This is a genomic window from Scandinavium sp. M-37 (assembly GCF_043558715.1).
GTDB lineage: Bacteria > Pseudomonadota > Gammaproteobacteria > Enterobacterales > Enterobacteriaceae > Scandinavium > Scandinavium vulneris_A.
This window is the reverse complement of record NZ_JBIGIN010000009.1, coordinates 55970-76659: the sequence shown is the minus strand read 5'-3', so window position 1 is coordinate 76659 and position 20690 is coordinate 55970. Positions and strand designations below refer to the sequence as shown.

Annotated in this window: 17 protein-coding genes; 9 read left to right on the top strand and 8 right to left on the bottom strand. The window is 51.5% G+C overall.

Going from position 1 to position 20690, the window contains the following annotated elements:
- Positions 1 to 106: 106 nt before the first annotated feature.
- The 3 genes from tyrB (at position 107) to ACG0Z5_RS09060 (ending at position 2548) form a co-directional block, all read left to right on the top strand.
- Positions 107 to 1300: an aromatic amino acid transaminase gene (gene tyrB, locus ACG0Z5_RS09070; RefSeq protein ID WP_394446608.1), complete on the top strand. Its 1194-nt coding sequence runs from the start codon at positions 107 to 109 to the stop codon at positions 1298 to 1300.
- A gap of 66 nt (positions 1301 to 1366) precedes the next feature.
- Positions 1367 to 2083 (top strand): acid phosphatase AphA, encoded by a 717-nt coding sequence (aphA, locus tag ACG0Z5_RS09065; RefSeq protein ID WP_394446607.1) that lies wholly within the window; start codon positions 1367 to 1369, stop codon positions 2081 to 2083.
- 111 nt (positions 2084 to 2194) lie between these two features.
- The gene (locus ACG0Z5_RS09060; RefSeq protein WP_319627644.1) at positions 2195 to 2548 is read left to right on the top strand and encodes an MmcQ/YjbR family DNA-binding protein; all 354 of its coding nucleotides are present in this window, start codon (positions 2195 to 2197) and stop codon (positions 2546 to 2548) included.
- Here the strand turns inward: ACG0Z5_RS09060 and uvrA are convergent, their stop codons facing one another.
- On the bottom strand, positions 2549 to 5371 hold the full coding sequence (uvrA, locus tag ACG0Z5_RS09055; protein WP_394446606.1) for an excinuclease ABC subunit UvrA: 2823 nt from the start codon (positions 5369 to 5371) through the stop codon (positions 2549 to 2551).
- A gap of 246 nt (positions 5372 to 5617) precedes the next feature.
- On the opposite strand from uvrA, the gene ssb1 reads away from it, so the two are divergent.
- The 3 genes from ssb1 (at position 5618) to ACG0Z5_RS09040 (ending at position 8770) form a co-directional block, all read left to right on the top strand.
- A complete protein-coding gene (gene ssb1, locus ACG0Z5_RS09050) occupies positions 5618 to 6154 on the top strand; it encodes a single-stranded DNA-binding protein SSB1 (protein ID WP_394446605.1) in 537 nt (178 codons plus the stop codon).
- A 506-nt stretch (positions 6155 to 6660) separates the two neighbouring features.
- Positions 6661 to 8190: a catalase gene (locus ACG0Z5_RS09045; RefSeq protein WP_394446604.1), complete on the top strand. Its 1530-nt coding sequence runs from the start codon at positions 6661 to 6663 to the stop codon at positions 8188 to 8190.
- A 40-nt stretch (positions 8191 to 8230) separates the two neighbouring features.
- Positions 8231 to 8770, top strand: coding sequence for an ankyrin repeat domain-containing protein (locus ACG0Z5_RS09040; RefSeq protein WP_394446603.1), 540 nt, complete (start codon positions 8231 to 8233; stop codon positions 8768 to 8770).
- Positions 8771 to 8832: 62 nt separating this feature from the next.
- Here ACG0Z5_RS09040 and ACG0Z5_RS09035 read toward each other — a convergent pair whose 3' ends face one another.
- From ACG0Z5_RS09035 to ACG0Z5_RS09010, 6 genes are all read right to left on the bottom strand, one after another.
- A complete protein-coding gene (locus tag ACG0Z5_RS09035) occupies positions 8833 to 9801 on the bottom strand; it encodes a carbohydrate kinase family protein (RefSeq protein ID WP_394446602.1) in 969 nt (322 codons plus the stop codon).
- Positions 9801 to 11177: a NosD domain-containing protein gene (locus tag ACG0Z5_RS09030; protein WP_394446601.1), complete on the bottom strand. Its 1377-nt coding sequence runs from the start codon at positions 11175 to 11177 to the stop codon at positions 9801 to 9803. Before ACG0Z5_RS09030 ends, ACG0Z5_RS09035 begins: the two co-directional genes overlap by 1 nt.
- Before the next feature lie 39 nt (positions 11178 to 11216).
- Complete coding sequence (locus ACG0Z5_RS09025) at positions 11217 to 12902, bottom strand: glycoside hydrolase family 32 protein (protein ID WP_394446600.1); 1686 nt, start codon at positions 12900 to 12902, stop codon at positions 11217 to 11219.
- Positions 12886 to 14307 (bottom strand): glycoside-pentoside-hexuronide (GPH):cation symporter, encoded by a 1422-nt coding sequence (locus tag ACG0Z5_RS09020; protein WP_394446599.1) that lies wholly within the window; start codon positions 14305 to 14307, stop codon positions 12886 to 12888. Before ACG0Z5_RS09020 ends, ACG0Z5_RS09025 begins: the two co-directional genes overlap by 17 nt.
- Positions 14308 to 14429: 122 nt before the next feature.
- Positions 14430 to 15440 (bottom strand): LacI family DNA-binding transcriptional regulator, encoded by a 1011-nt coding sequence (locus tag ACG0Z5_RS09015; RefSeq protein ID WP_394446598.1) that lies wholly within the window; start codon positions 15438 to 15440, stop codon positions 14430 to 14432.
- Between the two features lie 207 nt (positions 15441 to 15647).
- The gene (locus tag ACG0Z5_RS09010; RefSeq protein WP_394446597.1) at positions 15648 to 15935 is read right to left on the bottom strand and encodes a YjcB family protein; all 288 of its coding nucleotides are present in this window, start codon (positions 15933 to 15935) and stop codon (positions 15648 to 15650) included.
- 492 nt (positions 15936 to 16427) lie between these two features.
- Here ACG0Z5_RS09010 and ACG0Z5_RS09005 point away from each other — a divergent pair, with 492 nt between their 5' ends.
- Positions 16428 to 17822 (top strand): diguanylate cyclase, encoded by a 1395-nt coding sequence (locus tag ACG0Z5_RS09005; RefSeq protein ID WP_394446596.1) that lies wholly within the window; start codon positions 16428 to 16430, stop codon positions 17820 to 17822.
- A gap of 217 nt (positions 17823 to 18039) precedes the next feature.
- A complete protein-coding gene (locus ACG0Z5_RS09000) occupies positions 18040 to 19638 on the top strand; it encodes an EAL domain-containing protein (protein ID WP_394446595.1) in 1599 nt (532 codons plus the stop codon).
- Here ACG0Z5_RS09000 and soxS read toward each other — a convergent pair.
- Entirely contained in the window at positions 19623 to 19952 is a 330-nt protein-coding gene (gene soxS, locus ACG0Z5_RS08995; protein WP_319627655.1) for a superoxide response transcriptional regulator SoxS, read from the bottom strand. The genes ACG0Z5_RS09000 and soxS overlap by 16 nt on opposite strands.
- 86 nt (positions 19953 to 20038) lie before the next feature.
- On the opposite strand from soxS, the gene soxR reads away from it, so the two are divergent.
- A complete protein-coding gene (soxR, locus tag ACG0Z5_RS08990; RefSeq protein WP_319627656.1) occupies positions 20039 to 20500 on the top strand; it encodes a redox-sensitive transcriptional activator SoxR in 462 nt (153 codons plus the stop codon).
- Positions 20501 to 20690: the final 190 nt, after the last annotated feature.

Sequence of the window (20690 nt, the reverse complement as noted above, 5' to 3'; positions counted from 1 at the left end):
ACGGCGGGAGAAGCCCGATGACAAATGGCAGAGTCTTTTTTGCCATTCGAGGCAAATCCGGTTTATTGTGTTTATCCCTGCCCCGAAAACTCTGGAGAATCCACCTGTGTTTCAGAACGTTGACGCCTATGCAGGCGACCCCATCCTTTCTTTAATGGAACGGTTTAAAGAAGACACTCGCACCGACAAAGTGAACCTCAGCATTGGCCTGTATTACAACGAAGACGGGATTATCCCGCAGCTGCAGGCCGTGGCAGAAGCAGAGGCGCAGCTGAACGCTCAGCCGCACGGGGCGTCGGTGTATCTGCCGATGGAAGGTCTGAACACCTACCGCACCGGCGTGGCGCCGCTGCTGTTTGGCGCTGACCATCCGGTGCTGAAACAGAACCGCGTGGCGACCATCCAGACGTTGGGCGGTTCCGGCGCGCTGAAAGTGGGGGCGGATTTCCTCAAACATTATTTCCCGGGCTCAAAAGTATCGGTCAGCGATCCAACCTGGGAAAACCACATCGCCATATTTGAAGGGGCTGGATTCGAAGTAAGCACTTACCCTTGGTTCGATTCTGAGACCAACGGCGTGCGTTTCGATGCGTTGCTCGAAAAACTGAATAGCCTGCCTGAAAAAGACATTGTGCTGCTGCATCCGTGCTGCCACAACCCGACGGGTGCGGACCTGACCAACGCCCAATGGGATGCGGTCACTGAGGTGCTGAAAGCGCGGAATCTGATCCCATTCCTCGACATCGCCTATCAGGGCTTTGGCGCGGGCATGGAAGAAGATGCCTACGCTATCCGCACCATCGCGGGCGCAGGTCTGCCGGTGCTGGTCAGCAACTCGTTCTCCAAGATTTTCTCGCTCTATGGTGAGCGCGTGGGCGGCCTGTCGGTCGTCTGCGATGACAGCGAAACCGCAGGTCGCGTGCTCGGTCAGCTAAAAGCGACCGTGCGTCGCATTTACTCCAGCCCGCCGAATTTTGGAGCGCAGGTGGTATCTGCCGTGCTGAACAACGCCGCGCTAAAAGCCTCATGGCTGGCGGAAGTGGAAGCCATGCGCATTCGTATTCTGGCGATGCGTCAGGAACTGGTTAACGCGCTGAAACAGGCGATACCGAACGGCAATTTTGACTACCTGCTCAAGCAGCGTGGGATGTTCAGCTATACCGGGCTGAGTGCGGCTCAGGTCGATCGGTTGCGTGAAGAGTTTGGCGTGTACCTGATTGCCAGCGGCCGCATGTGCGTCGCGGGCCTCAACACTCGCAACGTTCAACGCGTGGCGCAGGCGTTTGCTGCTGTAATGTAAGCGCTCACTTACATTCTCTCTCCCGGCAGGGAGAGAGGTTAACAATCGGATGTTAAAGGAATATCTATGCGCAAGGTTACATTAGCGCTCAGCGCTATCTGCTTGTTGTTTACCGTCAACAGCGCCGTGGTGGATGCACACGCTTCATCACCCTCTCCGCTGTATGTCGGGACAAACGTTGCAAAACTCGCCGAACAGGTGCCGATTCATTGGGTCTCCGTGGCACAGATTGAAAACAGCTTGATGGGCCGCCCACCGATGGCCGTCGGTTTTGATATTGATGATACCGTGCTGTTCTCAAGCCCAGGCTTCTGGCGCGGTAAAAAGACCTTTTCCCCGGACAGTGAAGACTATCTGAAGAATCCGGAATTCTGGGAAAAGATGAACAACGGCTGGGATGCGTTCAGCATCCCGAAAGAAGTGGCCCGCGCGCTGATCGCCCTGCACGTCAAACGTGGGGACAGCATCTATTTCGTCACCGGGCGCAGCCAGACTCAAACCGAAACCGTGTCTAAAACGCTGCAGGATGATTTCCTGATCCCGGCTGCCAACATGAATCCGGTCATTTTTGCAGGCGATAAGGCCGGGCAGAACACTAAGGTTCAGTGGCTGAAGGAGAAGAACATCAAAGTCTTCTATGGCGATTCCGACAATGACATTACTGCCGCCCGCGACGTGGGTGCCCGGGGTATCCGTGTCCTGCGGGCTTCGAACTCCACCTACAAGCCGCTGCCGAATGCCGGGGCGTACGGTGAAGAAGTGATCGTCAATTCTGAATACTGACAATCAAAAACGGCAACCGAGAGGGTTGCCGTTTTTTTAATCAGAAGCGTTTCCCCTTTCTCCCGTCTTGCTGCACACTTAGAAAAGACTTTTTCGCTGAGGGGAACCAAGATGACCATTTCGGAGTTGCTGCAATACTGCATGAACAAGCCCGGAGCCGAACAGAGCGTTCACAGCGACTGGAAGGCTACGCAGATTAAAGTGTCTGATGTGCTGTTTGCGATGGTGAAAGAGGTGGAAGGCCGCCCGGCAACCTCGCTGAAAACCAGCCCGGAACTCGCGGATTTATTGCGTCAGCAGCACAGCGATGTGCGTCCCAGTCAGCATCTCAATAAGGCCCACTGGAGCACGGTATATCTTGACGGGTCACTGCCGGATTCGCAGATTTACTATCTGGTGGATGCTTCTTATCAGCAGGCGATGGGGATGCTGCCTGACCAGGTCAGGCAGCATCTTACAGAGTGATTACAGCAACGGCTTGAGGAAGCGCGCCGTGTGTGAGGCTTCGCACTCCGCGACCGTTTCTGGCGTGCCGGAGACGAGGATCTCCCCGCCGCCGCTGCCGCCTTCCGGGCCGAGATCGACAATCCAGTCTGCGGTTTTGATCACGTCCAGATTGTGCTCGATAACCACGATGGTGTTGCCCTGGTCCCGCAGCTTATGCAGCACGTCCAGCAGTTGCTGGATATCGGCAAAGTGCAGACCGGTGGTCGGTTCATCGAGGATATACAGCGTCTGGCCGGTGCCGCGTTTCGACAGCTCACGCGCCAGCTTCACGCGCTGGGCTTCACCGCCGGAAAGCGTCGTCGCCGACTGACCCAGACGAATGTACGTCAGGCCAACGTCCATCAACGTTTGCAGCTTACGCGCCAGCGCAGGAACGGCATCAAAGAACTCACGCGCTTCTTCAATGGTCATATCCAGCACTTCGTGGATGGTCTTGCCCTTGTACTTAATCTCCAGCGTTTCGCGGTTATAGCGTTTGCCTTTGCACTGATCGCATGGCACGTAGATATCCGGCAGGAAGTGCATCTCTACCTTGATAACGCCATCGCCCTGACAGGCTTCGCAGCGACCGCCGCGCACGTTGAAGCTGAAACGGCCCGGCGTATAACCGCGTGAACGCGATTCCGGCACGCCGGCGAACAGTTCGCGCACTGGCGTAAAGATGCCGGTGTAGGTCGCCGGGTTAGAGCGCGGCGTACGGCCAATCGGGCTCTGATCGATATCAATCACTTTGTCGAAATGCTCAAGGCCCGCGACATCACGATACGGAGCCGGTTCGGCAATGGTCGCACCGTTGAGCTGGCGCTGGGCAATCGGGAACAGCGTATCGTTGATCAGCGTCGATTTACCGGAACCTGACACCCCTGTCACGCAGGTGAACAGGCCAACCGGCACCGTCAGCGTCACGTCTTTGAGGTTGTTGCCGCGCGCACCGGTCAGTTTCAGCACTTTGGCCGGGTCGGCAGGGACACGCTCTTTCGGCACTTCGATTTTACGCTTGCCGCTCATGTACTGGCCGGTCAATGATTCCGGCACTGCCATAATGGCTTCCAGCGGGCCTTCGGCGACCACTTCACCGCCGTGGACGCCAGCGCCTGGGCCGATATCAATCACGTGGTCAGCCGCGCGGATAGCATCTTCGTCATGCTCCACCACAATCACCGTGTTACCGAGATTACGCAGGTGAATCAGCGTGCCGAGCAGGCGTTCGTTATCGCGCTGATGCAGGCCGATAGACGGTTCATCCAGCACGTACATCACGCCCACCAGACCAGCACCAATCTGGCTTGCCAGACGAATACGTTGGGCTTCGCCACCGGAGAGCGTTTCCGCCGAGCGGGAGAGTGAAAGATAGTTCAGACCGACGTTGACCAGGAATCGCAGGCGATCGCCAATCTCTTTCAGCACTTTCTCAGCGATTTTGGCGCGTTGCCCGCTGAGCTTCATGTTCTGGAAGAACTCCATCGCATGGCCGATGCTCATATCTGAAATCGTTGGCAGCGGGGTATTCTCGACGAATACGTGGCGCGCTTCGCGGTTCAGGCGGGTACCGTCACAGCTGGTGCACGGACGGTTGCTGATGAACTTCGCCAGCTCCTCACGCACCGCGTTAGATTCGGTCTCTTTGTAGCGGCGCTCCATATTATGCAGCACGCCTTCGAACGGATGACGACGTACAGACGTATCGCCACGATCGTTCATGTATTTGAATTCAATTGACTCTTTTCCTGAACCGTACAGCACGACTTTCTGCACGTGTGCATTCAGGCTGCCCCACGGGGCTTCAACGTCGAATTCATAATGCTCCGCCAGCGAGCGCAGCATCTGGAAGTAGTAGAAGTTACGGCGATCCCAGCCGCGGATAGCGCCGCCTGCCAGCGAAAGTTCCGGGTTCTGAATGATGCGGTCCGGGTCGAAATATTGCTGCACGCCCAGGCCGTCACAGGTTGGACACGCGCCCGCCGGGTTGTTGAACGAGAACAGACGCGGTTCCAGTTCGCGCATGCTGTAGCCGCAAATCGGACAGGCAAAGTTGGCGGAAAACAGCAGCTCATCGGCTTTCGGGTTGTCCATGTCGGCGACAATCGCGGTGCCGCCAGACAGGTCCAGCGCCGTTTCAAAGGATTCGGCCAGACGCTGGGCCAGATCTTCGCGCACCTTGAAGCGGTCAATCACCACTTCGATGGTGTGTTTCTTTTGCAGCTCGAGCTTCGGCGGATCGGAAAGGTCGCAGACCTCGCCGTCAATACGGGCGCGGATGTAGCCCTGGCTCGCCAGGTTTTCCAGCGTTTTGGTGTGCTCGCCTTTACGCTCTTTAATCACCGGAGCCAGCAGCATCAGGCGTTTACCTTCCGGCTGCGAAAGCACGTTATCGACCATCTGGCTGACGGTTTGTGCCGCCAACGGAACGTCGTGATCCGGGCAGCGCGGCTCGCCCACGCGGGCAAACAGCAGACGCAGATAATCGTGAATTTCGGTGATGGTCCCGACGGTGGAACGCGGGTTATGCGACGTTGATTTTTGCTCAATAGAGATGGCCGGAGACAGCCCCTCGATATGGTCAACGTCGGGTTTTTCCATCAGCGACAGGAACTGACGCGCATAGGCGGAGAGTGATTCCACGTAGCGCCGCTGCCCTTCGGCATACAGCGTATCAAACGCCAGCGAAGATTTTCCTGACCCAGAAAGCCCGGTCACGACAATCAGTTTGTCGCGAGGGATGACGAGGTTGATGTTTTTGAGATTATGGGTGCGGGCGCCCCGAACTTCGATCTTATCCATTCACCTTTCCCGGTAGAGACTCGGAATGCCTGGTTTGCTTGAAGGACAAACGGCGGAAACGGCTAATTATGACACAGTTTGACCTGAATGAATATACAGTAGTGGAATCGTGCTTCAGCGTTTCGCTGCAACGAACTGTATCCAAAATGGATTACTGGAATCCGGCTCGCAAACTATCAAATCGACACTTTGTAATGCTACAATCCCCCGTTTACACTATAAAGAAATGTTTCAGGAGACACGATCATGGCCAGCAGAGGCGTAAACAAGGTGATTCTCGTCGGTAATCTGGGTCAGGACCCGGAAGTACGCTATATGCCGAGTGGTGGTGCAGTTGCCAACATTACGCTGGCTACTTCTGAATCCTGGCGTGATAAAGCGACCGGCGAAATGAAAGAGCAGACTGAATGGCACCGCGTCGTGCTGTTCGGCAAACTGGCGGAAGTGGCCGGTGAATATCTGCGTAAAGGTTCCCAGGTCTATATCGAAGGCCAACTGCGTACTCGCAAATGGACCGATCAGTCCGGCGCTGAAAAATACACCACGGAAGTCGTGGTCAACGTTGGCGGCACCATGCAGATGCTCGGCGGCCGTCAGGGCGGCGGCGCACCAGCAGGTGGCGGTCAGCAGCAGGGTGGCGGAAGCTGGGGTCAACCACAGCAGCCACAGGGCGGCAACCAGTTCAGCGGCGGCGCGCAGTCCCGTCCGCAGCAGCAGCCGTCCTCCGCTCCGGCACCGTCTAACGAACCGCCGATGGATTTCGACGACGATATCCCGTTCTAAAAATACCTGAGTGTATTTTAGTGATATTTAATTCTCTAAGCCCCGTAATTCGGGGCTTTTTTATTTTTGATAAAATGAAGTTTAATTAATTTTTTTCGATGTGACTATCAACTATTTCAAAAGCAATGAATAACATTCGGAAGAGATAACAGTGACGAAATGCCTGGAGTTATCCATCGGGATGAAAATTAATATTTTTATTGTCATTGCGACCCCTGTCACTTAAATAGCTCAATTCTAACGATTACTCAGCCTTTTGACTATTGAAGAAATAGGCGGTGGCTATCCGGCATTTATTGTAATCCGTTGATATCTTTCTTGTGTATATCAGTTTGATGATGATTTGTCAGGTTTTTTGTTATTTCAGAATGCAATGTTCTAAATAATAGCCTGATGGCTTTTTTATTCTGCTTTTTTGCATTTTGTTTTTATTTCAAATATAAGAAAGGAGAACCAATTGGTATCCAGGTGAAATATAGGTATCTATACGAGAGAGGGTAGGGATTATGAATAAATTGATTTTAAATAGTGGTATTTTATTGTTTATGTCACCCCTTGTTGCTTTGGCGGCCATGAATAATCAAATGACGCAAGATAATGGGGCAGCTGTTGGTGACAACCAAAACTCACAAACTGCCGGACCTAATGGCCCAACGCTACTGCAGGATGGTCACCTGATTCAGAAGTTACAACGATTCGATCGCGAACGGATACCCGAGCGTGTCGTCCATGCCCGCGGCACGGGGGTATATGGTGTGTTCAAAGCAGAAAAGGACATTACAGACTTATCACAGGCTGCAGTCTTTACCTCAGGTACCACAACCCCCGTGTTTGTTCGCTTCTCTACGGTTATCCATTCAAAAGGGTCGCCGGAGGAATTACGCGATCCTCATGGATTTGCCATCAAATTTTATACCTCAGCGGGGAATTGGGATTTAGTCGGTTTAAGTGAGCCCATATTCTTTATTCGTGATGCAATGAAGTTTCCAGATATGATTCACTCACTTAAGCCATCACCTGTTACCAATGTGCAGGACCCTAACAGATACTATGATTTTTTCAGCCATCAGCCTGAAAGTACCCATATGCTGACCCGTATTTTTTCGTATCAGGGTATACCCACGTCCTATCGAAAAATGGATGGTTTTGGCGTGCATGCCTTCAAGTTTGTAAACAGCAAAGGTGAAATTAACTATGTTAAATTCCATTTCAAAAGTCGCCAGGGGGTAGCGGGTTATAGTGGTGCGCAGGCTAAAGTGCAACAAGCTAAAGATTTTAATAATCTGACCAACGATCTGTACAACACGATTAATGCAGGAGAATACCCGGTTTGGGATTTATACATTCAAACGCTCAAGCCAGAACAGCTTGATAATTTCACTTACAACCCTTTGGATGACACGAAAGAGTGGCTTAATGTACCCGAAACAAAAATTGGCACACTAACACTCAATAAAGTTCCGGAAAATTTCTTCGAAACAACAGAGCAGGTCGCTTTTGATCCTTCTAATCTTGTGCCGGGGATTGAACCGTCCGAGGACAGGATGTTACAGGGAAGACTCTTCTCCTATGCTGATACGCACATGTATCGTCTTGGAGCAAACTACCAAAGTATTCCCATCAATCGTCCGAAAGTAGAGGTTCGAAATTATAATCAAGAAGGTAGTGGACACCAGGGAATGACTAAAGGAGATGTGAATTATCAGCCTTCGGTTACCCGCGATGCTTTTAAAGACGATCCTGCTTACAAAAAAAGCACGCCAGCCCTGAATGGTACTGTGCAACAAAAAATTATTGCGAAAACTGATAATTTTACGCAGGCAGGTGTTTATTACCGTTCATTAAGCCCACAGCAGCAAAACGACCTTATTGAAGACTTGGGTAACGATCTGATGCAGGTCAAAAACCAGCAAGTTCGACAGACTATGCTGAGTTATTTCTACCGTGCCGATACTGATTATGGAAAGCGTCTTGCAACGCATACAAAAGATGATGTTGCAGTGATAAAAACAATGGCTGAAGCACTGTCTGACTAAAATTAAGGAGCCTGCCTGTGAAAACAGGCAGGGAATAACGTTGAGAAAAATTTACTCTTTATCATGCCTTTGTGCGCTTTTTTTTATCCAGTCAGCTATGGCCGCGTTGAGTCCCCAGACGATTGATGCCGCTCGCAACGGTGAAATAAAGGTTATAAAAGCCCAGATTGCGTCCGGTCTTGACGTGAATGCAGCAGATGCACAGGGTTACACTTTACTTATATTGGCTGTCTATCATGGTCAATATGCCATGGCAGAATATCTGTTATCCCAAGGTGCTGACCCTTCAGCATTAGATAATAACGGAAGAAGTGCGCTGATGGGCGCGGCATTTAAGGGGGATATCGCGGGCGCAAAAATTCTTTTTAGCGATCCACGCACTAACGTCAACCAGCAAAATAATATCGGCCAGACTGCGGCTATGTATGCCGCACTGTTTGGGCACAAAGCCTTTTTAGAATATCTGCTTGAACAGGGGGCTGATTTCAGCCTCGCCGACGCAAAAGGCAATAGTGCAGCGACACTGGCAAAGCAGCAGGGCAATACCACATTATCTGATTGGATTATTTCTCACAGCTAGTGATCTTTAGCCGCACTGGATGCAAAAAGGCCAGTCACTTGTATGGCTGGCCTTTTTGTTTTTCAGCGTTCGCTATTTTTTATGAATGTGTCCACGTCGTGCGCGAGTGGAATAGCGTCAATGGCACCAAATTTCGTGCAGGTCAATGCGCCGCAGACATTCGCCCAGCGCACCGCATGCAGGAATTCTGACTCGTCGTCTAACCTGCAGCCGGATTGGGCAACCTGGGCTAACAATGCGCCAATAAACGCATCACCCGCCCCGGTCGAATCAATGGCATCCACGGGTACAGAGGGGACGAGTTGTTGCCCGCCGGATTGATGACTGACCCATGTTCCCCGTCGACCACAGGTGACGGCCACATAGCTGACACCCGCCTCGTGCAACTGGCGGCCCCCTTCGCTATTGGTCTTCGCCCCGGTAATGCAGTGCAGTTCCTCTTCACTGACTTTGACGATATCCGCCTGCTGAAACCACGGCGTGCAACGGGCGATAAACCGTTGCGGATCCTGACCCCACAAGCCGTCCCGATAATTGGGATCAAATGAGATCAACACCCCACGCTGTTTAGCTTCATGCAGCAGGCGCTGATAGGTGGCATAAAGTTCACCGTCCAACAGGCCAGTGGCGGCCCCAAAATGAACGATGCCGACATTATCAAGAAAATCAGCGGGAATATCCCGCCACGAAAGATCGCCATCGGCGCCACGGCAAAAGGTAAAATCGCGCTCACCGTCGTCCTGTAAACCGACAAAGGCTAACGTAGTGGGTGTGGCGCAGCGCGTCACGCCAGTGCGCTCAATGCCCTCAGATTCCAGGGTGTGCAGCAGGAAATCGCCGAAGGGATCGTGGCCGACTTTCGCCGCCAGCTTCGCGTAACCGCCGCTACGGTTGATGGCTGCGGCAACGTTAGCGGGGGCGCCCCCGGCTTTTTTGAGGAAGCGAGCCCCCTGTTTCAGGCCCAGTCCAATGTCGGTGCAGACAAAATCAATTAACAGTTCACCAATGCAGGCAATGTGATATCCACCCATTAACGTTGTCCTTCCGCCGTTGCGCCGGGAGTCGGTGTCGCTCTGAAGGCGTTCACGGTTTTATCAATCACCACCTGGCCGTCAGTGCCTGAATCCAGCACCGTATTTTGCTGCGAGGCGGGTTCTATCTGCACGGCAGTCACCGTCAGCGCTTCGAGACCCTGAGTAGACAGCAACGCGTTGACCTGAGTCGAGAAACAGGCGCTGGCGTCTGCTGCCTCCTGCACGGTGGAAGTTTCGGTAGTAGCAACAATCGGGTTATTAGAAATCGTATTTCCTTTGCCGGAAACGACCCGAATAATGACCGGTGTCGCGCCTGTTGGCGTAATATATTGCGTATCAATGGTCTCGGAAATATGGTTGGCAACGATCGAGTTATTATCGCCACTGATATACAGCAGGCCATATAAATCATCTAACCCATTGTTGTAGGCCTGCATCGGGGCCCAGGGTTCACGCTCGCGGAAGAAATGGTTGGACGATACCAGGTTTTCAGAACTGCCTTCCTCCATTATCAACATGCCAGGGTAAAATGAATGGAATCGGTTGCTGCTGATTGAGGAGCGAACCACATTCGAGAAATGAACGCTGCTTTTTCCGCGCGGGAATATATTGTTGGCGGTAATTAACAGGCCACCGAAGTTTTCTGCGTACAGAGAATAACCACGGTAACCTGCCCCAATCAGATTATCGGTTATTTTAGATGCCTGACCGGACTCGCGTAACTCGATGCAGTTCCCACATTCAGCGATGAAGTTGTTATGGATAGCCAGGGCGTCAGCATTATAAATTGTCACCCCGTGTTCAAGATAGACCAGCCCCATGCCGCTGATACGGAAGGAATCCTGCGCGCTGGCAATGTAGATGCCGGTCTTACCGTTAAGGTAGCTGTTCTCCGGGTCATTGCTGCCAGAGTTGTCATCGACAAAGTGCAAACCGTCAATACAGAAGTCAGCAAATTCGACGGAGCTTATTCGCGGATCTCCGCTGCGGGCGATATAGAATGCGGCCCCGGCGGATTCCGCTGCGCCATCTTCCGGTGACATATCTACCAGAATACGGCTGCCACCCGGCCATAACTCGTGCCAGTTTGGCCAATTACTCTTGGGAGTATTAAAACGGATGCTGGACGAGGTGAAACCATGTCCGGAACCCATGATTTTCAGATAGCTAATATCTATCACCACCTGAGTGAGAAGATGATAATCACCCGGTGGAATATAAATTACCGCGCCGGGTTTACCACCTTCATTCGCATTGGTGTCAGTTTGTCGGCTTTTAATATCGGCAATCATGCTATTAATCACTTCACCAATGTCAGTGTACGGATTACCTGTGTCCCATTCCGTGACATCGTAATAATTATTACTCGACATATATTAAGTCCTTCTGTGACATTAAATTAAACAGGTTTATTACTGCGGATAAGCAGCACGATAGTGGGTGACTATGGCCGGGGTGCCCGTGAGGTGTATTTGCGTCAGCGTACTGCATGAATAATAACGTCGCGTCCCGCAGATGCTGCCCGCGTTGGCAAAGACTTCAACGATCCCGGCGTCGAAGCACAGCGTGACATCTTCCACGTTCGCCACTGGCGCATGATATCGGCCATCATCCTGACCTTTTTCGCGCAGCGTCAGCAACTTACCGTCATATTCGAGAACAATTTCCTGACCGCTGTCTCCGCTGAGGGTCAGACAAAAAGCGGCTGTCGGGCTAAACGCGATCGCACAGGCTTTGCTGCCCTTAGTCTCCGACCAGGCAACGTTATCAGCCAGTCTGGTCTGACCGATGATCAGTGATTCGGGCGGTAAAACAGGCGTCATGCAGAGCTGCCGTTGCGCATTGAGATGAAAGCGGCGCGGTAAAGACATTTCGCCGCAATAGCTAGAGTCGACGCTTTTTTGCGTGGCCCAGTTATACAGCCAGGCAAAGCCGGTACGCGCATCTTCTTCACCCCAGGTTTGCAGGGCATAGAAATCGGTGCCGAAATCCAGCATTTGCAGCGGGTGTGCTGATGGGGTGAAATAGCCGTCGCGGAAATCGCCGGTTTGGGCAAACAGCAGGTTGTGACGGCCGGTGACGGGTTCGGTATAGCCTACGACGCCGATGATTAACACCCACACGCCATCCAGACAGAAAAAGTCCGGACATTCCACGCAGCGGCCACCGTTTTCGCGAAAGTAGGCCGGGGCCACGTACAGCACATGGTGAAACGCCCAGCTTTCACTGTCTGTGGAGTGAAACAGCAGCATTGCCGGGTCGCCGTTTACGGCGGCACCGAGGATCATATAGAAGGTGGCATCTGCCTCTTCATACCAGACTTTCGGATCGCGGAAATCACAGTCGACGCCGGGAGGCAGCTCCGTTAGGACCGTTTTCACTGAGGCGGGTTTGTCGTAACTTTGCAGCGGCACGGCCATTTTCTGAATTTCGCGGTAGCCGCGATATAAATCGTAAGCGGGCAGTCGCTCGGTATACCAGAAACGGGTTTGCCCTTGCGCATCAATAAACGCGCTACCGGAGAAGGCACCGCCTGTCGCCCCCAGAGCTGCCAGATTTTGTTCCGGCTGGAGAAAGACCGGGTAGTGTCGCCAGTGATAAAGGTCTTTGCTCACCGCGTGGTTCCAGTGCATTGGCCCCCACTGGGTGCTGTGCGGGTGATACTGATAAAACAGGTGCCATTCGTCGCCTTTGCGATGCAGGCCATTAGGATCGTTCATCCAGCCGGTGTGTGGAGAAAAATGCAGCGCCGGGCGTAACGGATCCTGCAAATAGCCGTTGGCAATATCGGAGTCGCTCAACAACCGGAGGGCGTTGTCCTGAGTGGCGATGAAACTGACCCCGTTTTCGGGCAGCGTATCCGGATGCCAGGTATAGCACAGCGAGATCTCGCAGTGCTCAGGCAACCACTCCAGGCTGGCTATTCCGTCCTGCCATGCGGTCCAGGTAAAATAGTGGTAGTAGCGGGGCGCGGTGGTGATTTTAAAGAGCACCTCATTTTCCATACGGATGGAAAACAGAGGGAAGCTGGCTGGCTTTGTTTCTTTCAGCCATAAATCAATCCGCTGGCCTTGCTTAACATTAAACGACAGGGACATCTTTATACTCCTGAGTCTGGGCAGTGCTGTTTTGCAGTTCACGTTTCGCAAGATCGACTTTAATGGTTTCGAGCAAGGTGTTGTTCAGTTTGAAATAGCGCACTATCCAGGCGCTGATGAAATAGCTCACCATCGGTAATAACGAGAACATGATAATAATGCCCTGTAAGGTCTGTTCATTTTGCTGCGGCTTATTGGCAATATAACCGGTGTACGACAAGATCCAGGCGACAATTGCCCCAGCGACGGCCAGGCCCATTTTCAGCATGAACAGGTTTCCGGCAAACGAAATACCGGTCAGGCGTTTGCCTAATTTCCAGTCACCGTAATCGTCGACATCAGACATCATTGCCCACAAAATAGGGCCAGACTGAATCAGGTGCAGAATATTAATCACAATAAACAGTGCCAGCAGTGGCGTCAGTGAATGTGGATCGACAAACCACAGGGCGAAAGAAAGGATGCCGAGAATAATATTAATAATACGGAACAGTTTGATTTTATCAAAACGATCGGTCAGCGGTTTTGCAATAACGCTACCCAACATATTGCAGGCCACGCCGAGGGCCATAAAGAAGGTGATAAATCCAACGGAGGCCTGCATCACGTAGGTGGCATAATAGATGGTCACCGCCCCGCGAATAAAAGCCGGGAAAACGTTCAGGAAGGTAATCGTTATCATTAACAGCCATTGATCATTTTTAATAATGTCTTTGAGATCCTTCCTTAAGGTGTCATTGGCTTTAATGGAGACCACGCGCTCTTTGATACTGGAGAAACAGAACAGGAACATTAACGTCGCTGCGCCGCCCATGATCATCATCGTCCCCTGGAAGCCGGACGCCCGGTTGCCATCACCCAGCCAGTCGGTTAACGGTAAAATCGAGGAGGAGACGATAAGTGTCGCCAGGCCGTTGAGGAAGAAGCGCCATGACAGGCAGCCCAGACGTTCTTTTTGGTTGAGGGTAATGACGCCTGCTACCGAGCAATATGGGATATTGATGGCAGTATAAATCAATGACATGACTAAGTAGGTGACCCAGGCATAGATGATTTTTCCGTTCATGCTCAGGTCGGGCGTGGTGAACATTAACACTGCGCCAAGGCCAAATGGCACGGCCATCCACAGCAGCCAGGGCCGGAATTTACCCCAGCGGGTTCGGGTACGGTCGCAAATTGCGCCCATGACCGGATCGCTAAAGGCGTCAAAAATACGGATCACCAGAAAGAGGGTGCCAACAATTCCAGGATCAAGGCCATACACGTCGGTATAAAACCAGGTTAAATAGAGCGCCAGCACGCTCCAAATCATACAGGAACCGGCATCACCCATACCGTAGCCGATCTTTTCTTTGAGGCTCAATTTTTCATAAGCACTGTGTTTTTCTGCTACTGTAGCAGACATAAATATCCCTCAATATTGTTCTGTCATAAATACAATGCATGGAGTATTGCGACCCATGCCGGAGTAAATACAGGGGAGTATTATCTCTCCTTCAAAATTCATGGTGTTCAGAAATGTAAAACTTACAGCGTAGTAATATTAAGATTGATACTGCTCTCACGAATAATTAAGCGCGAGACTATTTCATACATTTCGATACTCTCCTGCTTGTTGTTATTGCTGACCATCTGGAACGCCAGGTGTGCGATCTCATTGATCGGTTGTGCAACGCTGGTGATTTTTTTCGTCTGCGCCAATAACGTATTATCGAAACTGACGATGGCAATGTCCTGTGGAACGGATATGCCCTTATTGTTTAACCCATCAATAATATAACTGGCGGCAACATCGTTATAGACCATCAGGCACGTACATACCGTTTCCCGGCTGGCTAATCTTTCGATAATGTCATCCAGGATACTGATATGCCCAGATATTTTTTCACCTTCGCCTTTCGCTATCCAGAATTGATTCTGTGGGTTAAGGGCTAATCCGTAGCCGGTGATCTTTTTGCTCCAGGCTGACACTTTACGATTGTCGACGCCCTCCTGTGCAATAAAACCTAAGGCGGTGTGTCCGGTCTGGATAAAATGCTCGGCAATATTTTCCGCGCCTTTGCTCTGATTAATCGATACCGAGTTAAAAAACCGAGAAACCTGTGTCACAACCGCAACCGGAATGTGGGTGGCTGCCAGCCACTCCGCAAGTTCCGCTTCCGCTTCTGTGGGGATCCACAGCAGACAGTCAATTCCCATCCCGATCAGGGTATGAATAATCTGTTTATCCTGCTGCGGTTGGTTCTGGTGTGTTTTCACGATCACCGTCTTGCCAATGTATCGCGCTTCTTCCTCAAAGGTGGCCAGCAGTTCACAAAAGTGCGGGTTAACCAGGTTCGGCAGAACGACGGCTACCAGACCAGAACGTTTACCGCTCAGTTGAAACGCGCTTTTACTGGGCACATAACACAGGTAATCCATCGCATCCCGCACCGCCTGACGTGTTTCTGGCACCACGCTGGGATGATTGTTCAGCACCCGCGATACGGTAGCCGTTGATACTCCTGCTTTTTTTGCGACATCTTTAATGGAAGCCATAATGATGAAATGTGCCCTCTAAACCGTGAAGTCACTATAAAGTGTGATAGAGGTCAAAAATGTAAGCCAGTTCACATGTTGTTGCGTTACATGAAACCCGGTTCATGCTCTCACTTCTTCAGATCCATAAGATGCAAAAAAGGCCAGTCACTTGCATGACTGGCCTTTCACCCTCGCGGGAAAGCAGTGTGGTGCGGATGTCGCCTGTCAGGTCACGACCATTGGCCATTCTGACGGGACCGGAGTCTGACTCATCACTTCTATCATTACGTCTTTAATGTTGTTCCAGACGATGGACATATCGTGCAGGGTAATCCCCAACAGGCCAGTGGCAAACCAGCACGAGGCGACGACACCGAGTAAACTGCAAATAACTGCCAGCCCGGCGTAATCGGACTTTCGGAGCTGAATTTTTAAGGTGCTGGCGAGAAACATCAGCACGGCGCTAACGATTGGCCAGCGAAGAAGAACCACGCCGGTGGTGACTGAAACCATGAAACATACCCTCTGACTATCGGCAGGCATCGACCAATACAATGAAACACTGTTTCGCGTTTCACAAGAATATGTGAACTATATCACGTTTGTTGTTTTATTCGCCACTGTCAGGATGAAAATTTTCATACTCTGCAAGCAGACATTTTGTGGGAACCATTGATGGGAAGAATATATTCTCCGCGCCTTTTGGGAAGGGTTATCTGGTAATTCAGTGGGATAGCAAATCGTCACAACGTTTAAGCATTTGTACAATATTTACATTATGAAATAGTTGGCTTATGCTTTCTGGACAATAATTTTTACTTGCGATCAATTAATCAGCTATTGATTTTATTGACTATTTTATTTTTTGTAATTCTTTTAAGACAACACAGTGTGTTTTGTTACCCTGAGCTTACACTTTAATGATTAACCTGTGCTTAATCATGCAAATCAGTATCTGATTTATTCATTGCGGGTTTCGACACTAACGAACCTGTGATTGAAAAAATGAAAAAAGAGAGACTACACACAGCAATTAACGATGCAGAACTCAGTCTGCATCGACTGGCCAAACTCATGCCCGGGCTGTCGGCACACCGACGGCTGGCCGACGTTTTGCAGCTGATTCACGGCGTGTTTGAGGCACGTATGTCCTGGATAATGCTGGAAACTGACGAGCTACGGCATCTGGAAGTGCTGGGCGATTCGCTACCCAACGATAGCGCCGAACGTTTGCTGGCTGAGCTGCGCCAGCATCGGGCGCCGTGGCGGGTCAAGTGTTGGCACAAAAATGTCGGTCGGTTGCTCTATCCTGAGGATCATCCTTTGGCGCAGGAATTAAAATGCGGCGTGCTCTGCCGTATATTCCCCTTGCAGGATGATGCCCGCGCCTTTCTATTTTTGGCGTTTGATCAGCCTTTATTAGCGCCCGCAGTATTGCGCAGCGTGGCGCAGATTATTGCTGAAAAATTGCATGACGCAATGACCGAACTAATATCCCGGGAGCGCACCGCCGTTGAGCTTAAAAATATTATCAATCAATATCGTATTCTGTTTGACCGCGCGCCGGTGTTAATGAACTCTTTTGATAAACATAATCGCTGTACCTTATGGAACGGTGAATGCGAGCGGGTATTCGGCTGGACGCTGGAGGAAGTTAATCGTGAAGCGGATCCGCTGGCGCTGTTTTATCCCGATCCGGAGGTCCGCCAGCGGGTGCGCGAAACCATCAATACCTCGCCTTCGCTTGAGATGCATGAATGGTACCCGCAACGCCGTGACGGAGCTGTCCTGGCGACGCTGTGGTCCAATATTATCTTGTCCGACGGCGAAATCATGAATATTGGCGTGGATATCACCGAGCGCAAACGTACTGAGAATTTGCTGGCGTTCCAGGCCACGACCGACGCGCTGACCTGCTGTTATAACCGGTTGGCTATTCTCGATCACCTGCAAAAAAGCCTCGACAATTGTCAGGCAGAACAGCACGAGACGCATTTTGCGATGGTGATGATCGACCTGGATCATTTCAAACAAATCAATGACCAATGGGGGCATGCGGCGGGCGACGAGGCGCTGGTCTATTTCTGCCAACGTATTCGCGAGCAGTGTGGGGGCCAGCCGCGATTGGGGCGGCTCGGCGGCGAAGAGTTCCTGCTGCTGCTGCCTGTCGCCGACCCCGGTGAGGCCATCGCGTTTACCGACCGGCTGCGCGCCCAGCTGTTGGCCGCCCCTTTCACCCGGGATGACGCCTCGCTGACGTTATCCTTCAGCGCCGGCGTACTTGTTGTTTGCCAGCGGCATTATGAACGTGCGGTGTTATTAACCTTGGTGGATAACGCCCTTTATGATGCCAAACGAACCGGGCGTGGGAAAACGGTAGTGGCATCATTAATGCAGTAATTTTAAACGGTTGTTTAATAAATAGCTGACTTAATAAAAACGTCAGCCCCGCTTTAAGTTTGCCTTACGGGAAAATATTATCGTCATAACTCAATAATCGTTTTTTGAAGCTAAAAGACGGTTGCTAATGTTGAGTGATTCATGCAACGTAATCACCTGTCAGAAAGCGTCCAGCCTGAATAACAGGCACATAAAATGCAGGGATATCAGGCTGAATATGAATCAGAGTGCGCGAAGCTACGTGCTGAGGGGCTTGGGGGTGATCATCGTCGTGCTCTTGCCGGTGATGCTTGCGCTTTGGTTTTCACAGCTCAGAGCGGAATCTGAAACCCATAATCAACTCAATACCTTTGCGCGTATCGCCCTGAACAAAACGGAGCAGGTGATTCGGCAGGCCGATCTGGCTCGCGATGCCGCCGAGCGTTACACCGGCGCTATTTGTTCGCCAGAACACCAGCAGCAGATGTTAAATATCATTCGTGGACGTCTGTATGTCGCCGATTTAATTTACGCCCACGGCAATCAATTTATCTGTTCTACCGCCGTACATCCTAATAATGGCTGGTCGATGCCTGCACCGAATTACCAGCGTAAACCCAATATTTCTATTTATTATTATCGCGATACCCCCTTTTATCCGGGGTATAAAATGACCTACATGCAGCGTGGAAATTACGTCGCGGTGATTAATCCTTTGTCCTATGGGGAAATCGTCACTGAGGACGATGATCTGGCCTTTGGGGTGTATGACACCAAAACCAATGCGTTCTTTTCCGTCAGTGAAAACACCAGCCCGACCGTCTTAATGCCGCTGATCCGCGACACTGAGTCTGTTTTCCAGCGCGACAACCGTTTTTATACCATTGCGCTTGCTGAGCATCGGCCCATCGCCGTTATTATTTCCTCACCAGATTCACGCTATTACCAGAACTTGCGTCACCAACTGACCCTGACGTTGCCGCTGGGGTTAATTTGCAGCCTTTTGATTCTATTAGTCTGGTCGCGTACCCGTCAGCGTTTAAATTCGCCGAAGCGTCTGTTACAGCGTGCATTGAATAAGCAACAACTGCGCCTGCACTATCAGCCGATTATCGATATCAAACATAATAAGTGTGTCGGTGCCGAGGCGCTGCTGCGCTGGCCGGGGTTTGATGGGCCAGTGATGAGCCCGGCGGAGTTTATTCCGCTGGCAGAGAAAGAAGGGCTGATTGAGCAGGTGACGGACTATGTGGTGGAAACGGTGTTTACCGATCTCGGGCGTTTCCTGCAACACAATCCGCAGCTGTATGTTTCCATCAACCTGTCGGCGTCAGATTTTCACTCATCGCGCCTGATTGCGATGATTTCCGATAAGGCTCAGGCGTATCGGGTTCGTGCGCAGCAGATTAAAATTGAGGTCACAGAACGCGGATTTATTGATGTGCCGAAAACCACCCCGGTTATCCAGGCGTTTCGTCAGGCGGGTTATGAAGTGGCGATTGATGACTTCGGGACCGGTTATTCCAACCTGCACAATCTCTATTCCCTGAACGTCGATATTCTGAAAATCGATAAATCGTTCATTGATACGCTCACCACCAACAGCACCAGCCATTTGATTGCCGAGCACATCATCGAGATGGCGCAAAGCCTGCGGCTGAAAACCATCGCTGAAGGGGTCGAAACCGCCGAGCAGGTGAGCTGGCTGCTTAAACGCGGGGTGCAGTTCTGTCAGGGCTGGCACTTCGCGAAAGCCATGCCGCCGCACGAATTTGTCCAGTGGCAGCAGGGCTCAACGCCGTGGGTGGGCCACCACGTTTCTCACGCCGAGATCTGATGACGGTAGTCGCTCGGGGTGCGATCGAACTCCCGACGAAAAACGCGTGAAAAGGTCTGCTGTGAGACGTATCCCAAATCCATCGCAATATCAAAAATCGGACGCTTAGTGGTGCGCAGCGCTTCGGCCGCCATCAACAATCGGCGTTGACGGATGTAATCGCCCAGCGTCTGGTGCATCACCGTGCGGAACATCCGCTGCAAATACCATTTCGAATAACCCGATTTTCTGGCGACCACGTCAATATTAAGCGGTTGATCAATATGGTCATCAATCCATTCAATCAGCGTTTCAATGATGTCGTGATGGGACATAAGCGGCCTCTCTTTCACAATTTCGGTTCGTGGTTTGGTCTGCGGGCGAGTATAATTCCTCAAGTTAACTTGAGGTAAAGCGCTTTATGGAAAAGAAATCTCCCCGCATTAAAACGCTGCTGACGCCCGGTGAAGTGGCAAGGCGTAGCGGCGTCGCCGTTTCGGCGCTGCATTTCTATGAAAGCAAAGGATTAATTGAGAGTACGCGTAACGAAGGCAACCAGCGTCGATACCGTCGTGACGTGCTGCGCTACGTGGCGATCATCAAGATTGCCCAACGAATAGGTATTCCGCTATCGACCATCAGCGACGCGCTGGGCGTATTACCGGAAGGGCATAACCTCAGTCCGAAGGCGTGGAAACAGCTGTCGTCGCAGTGGCGTGAGGAACTGGATAGCCGCATCCACACCTTAGTGGCGCTGCGCGATCAGCTCGATGGCTGCATCGGCTGCGGCTGTCTGTCGCATCGCGACTGTCCGCTGCGCAACCCGGGCGATATGCTCGGCGAAAAAGGGCCGGGCGCGCACTTCCCGGACGATAAGGAATAGAAAAAACTAAAGCGCCACAGGAGGGCGCTTTAGTTGTTTTCCGGTCTTTGTCTTTCTCTCTATCCCGTTGGTTCACAGGAGGGTTTCCCCCGACATCAGCACGCCTCAGTCGATCAAAAGTGGTTGGAGGTTCCGGTTTGTACTGACACTTTAATTGTATGCCGGAACCGGACTTTTGCCAGCGAGGTTG

Bases quoted from the DNA above. Each gene is read 5' to 3' on its own strand.
- aphA (WP_394446607.1), top strand. From the start codon at position 1,367: ATGCGCAAGGTTACATTAGCGCTCAGCGCTATCTGCTTGTTGTTTACC.
- ACG0Z5_RS09060 (WP_319627644.1), top strand. From the start codon at position 2,195: ATGACCATTTCGGAGTTGCTGCAATACTGCATGAACAAGCCCGGAGCC.
- uvrA (WP_394446606.1), bottom strand. From the start codon at position 5,371: ATGGATAAGATCGAAGTTCGGGGCGCCCGCACCCATAATCTCAAAAAC.
- ssb1 (WP_394446605.1), top strand. From the start codon at position 5,618: ATGGCCAGCAGAGGCGTAAACAAGGTGATTCTCGTCGGTAATCTGGGT.
- ACG0Z5_RS09045 (WP_394446604.1), top strand. From the start codon at position 6,661: ATGAATAAATTGATTTTAAATAGTGGTATTTTATTGTTTATGTCACCC.
- ACG0Z5_RS09035 (WP_394446602.1), bottom strand. From the start codon at position 9,801: ATGGGTGGATATCACATTGCCTGCATTGGTGAACTGTTAATTGATTTT.
- ACG0Z5_RS09030 (WP_394446601.1), bottom strand. From the start codon at position 11,177: ATGTCGAGTAATAATTATTACGATGTCACGGAATGGGACACAGGTAAT.
- ACG0Z5_RS09025 (WP_394446600.1), bottom strand. From the start codon at position 12,902: ATGTCCCTGTCGTTTAATGTTAAGCAAGGCCAGCGGATTGATTTATGG.
- ACG0Z5_RS09020 (WP_394446599.1), bottom strand. From the start codon at position 14,307: ATGTCTGCTACAGTAGCAGAAAAACACAGTGCTTATGAAAAATTGAGC.
- ACG0Z5_RS09015 (WP_394446598.1), bottom strand. From the start codon at position 15,440: ATGGCTTCCATTAAAGATGTCGCAAAAAAAGCAGGAGTATCAACGGCT.
- ACG0Z5_RS09010 (WP_394446597.1), bottom strand. From the start codon at position 15,935: ATGGTTTCAGTCACCACCGGCGTGGTTCTTCTTCGCTGGCCAATCGTT.
- ACG0Z5_RS09005 (WP_394446596.1), top strand. From the start codon at position 16,428: ATGAAAAAAGAGAGACTACACACAGCAATTAACGATGCAGAACTCAGT.
- ACG0Z5_RS09000 (WP_394446595.1), top strand. From the start codon at position 18,040: ATGAATCAGAGTGCGCGAAGCTACGTGCTGAGGGGCTTGGGGGTGATC.
- soxS (WP_319627655.1), bottom strand. From the start codon at position 19,952: ATGTCCCATCACGACATCATTGAAACGCTGATTGAATGGATTGATGAC.
- soxR (WP_319627656.1), top strand. From the start codon at position 20,039: ATGGAAAAGAAATCTCCCCGCATTAAAACGCTGCTGACGCCCGGTGAA.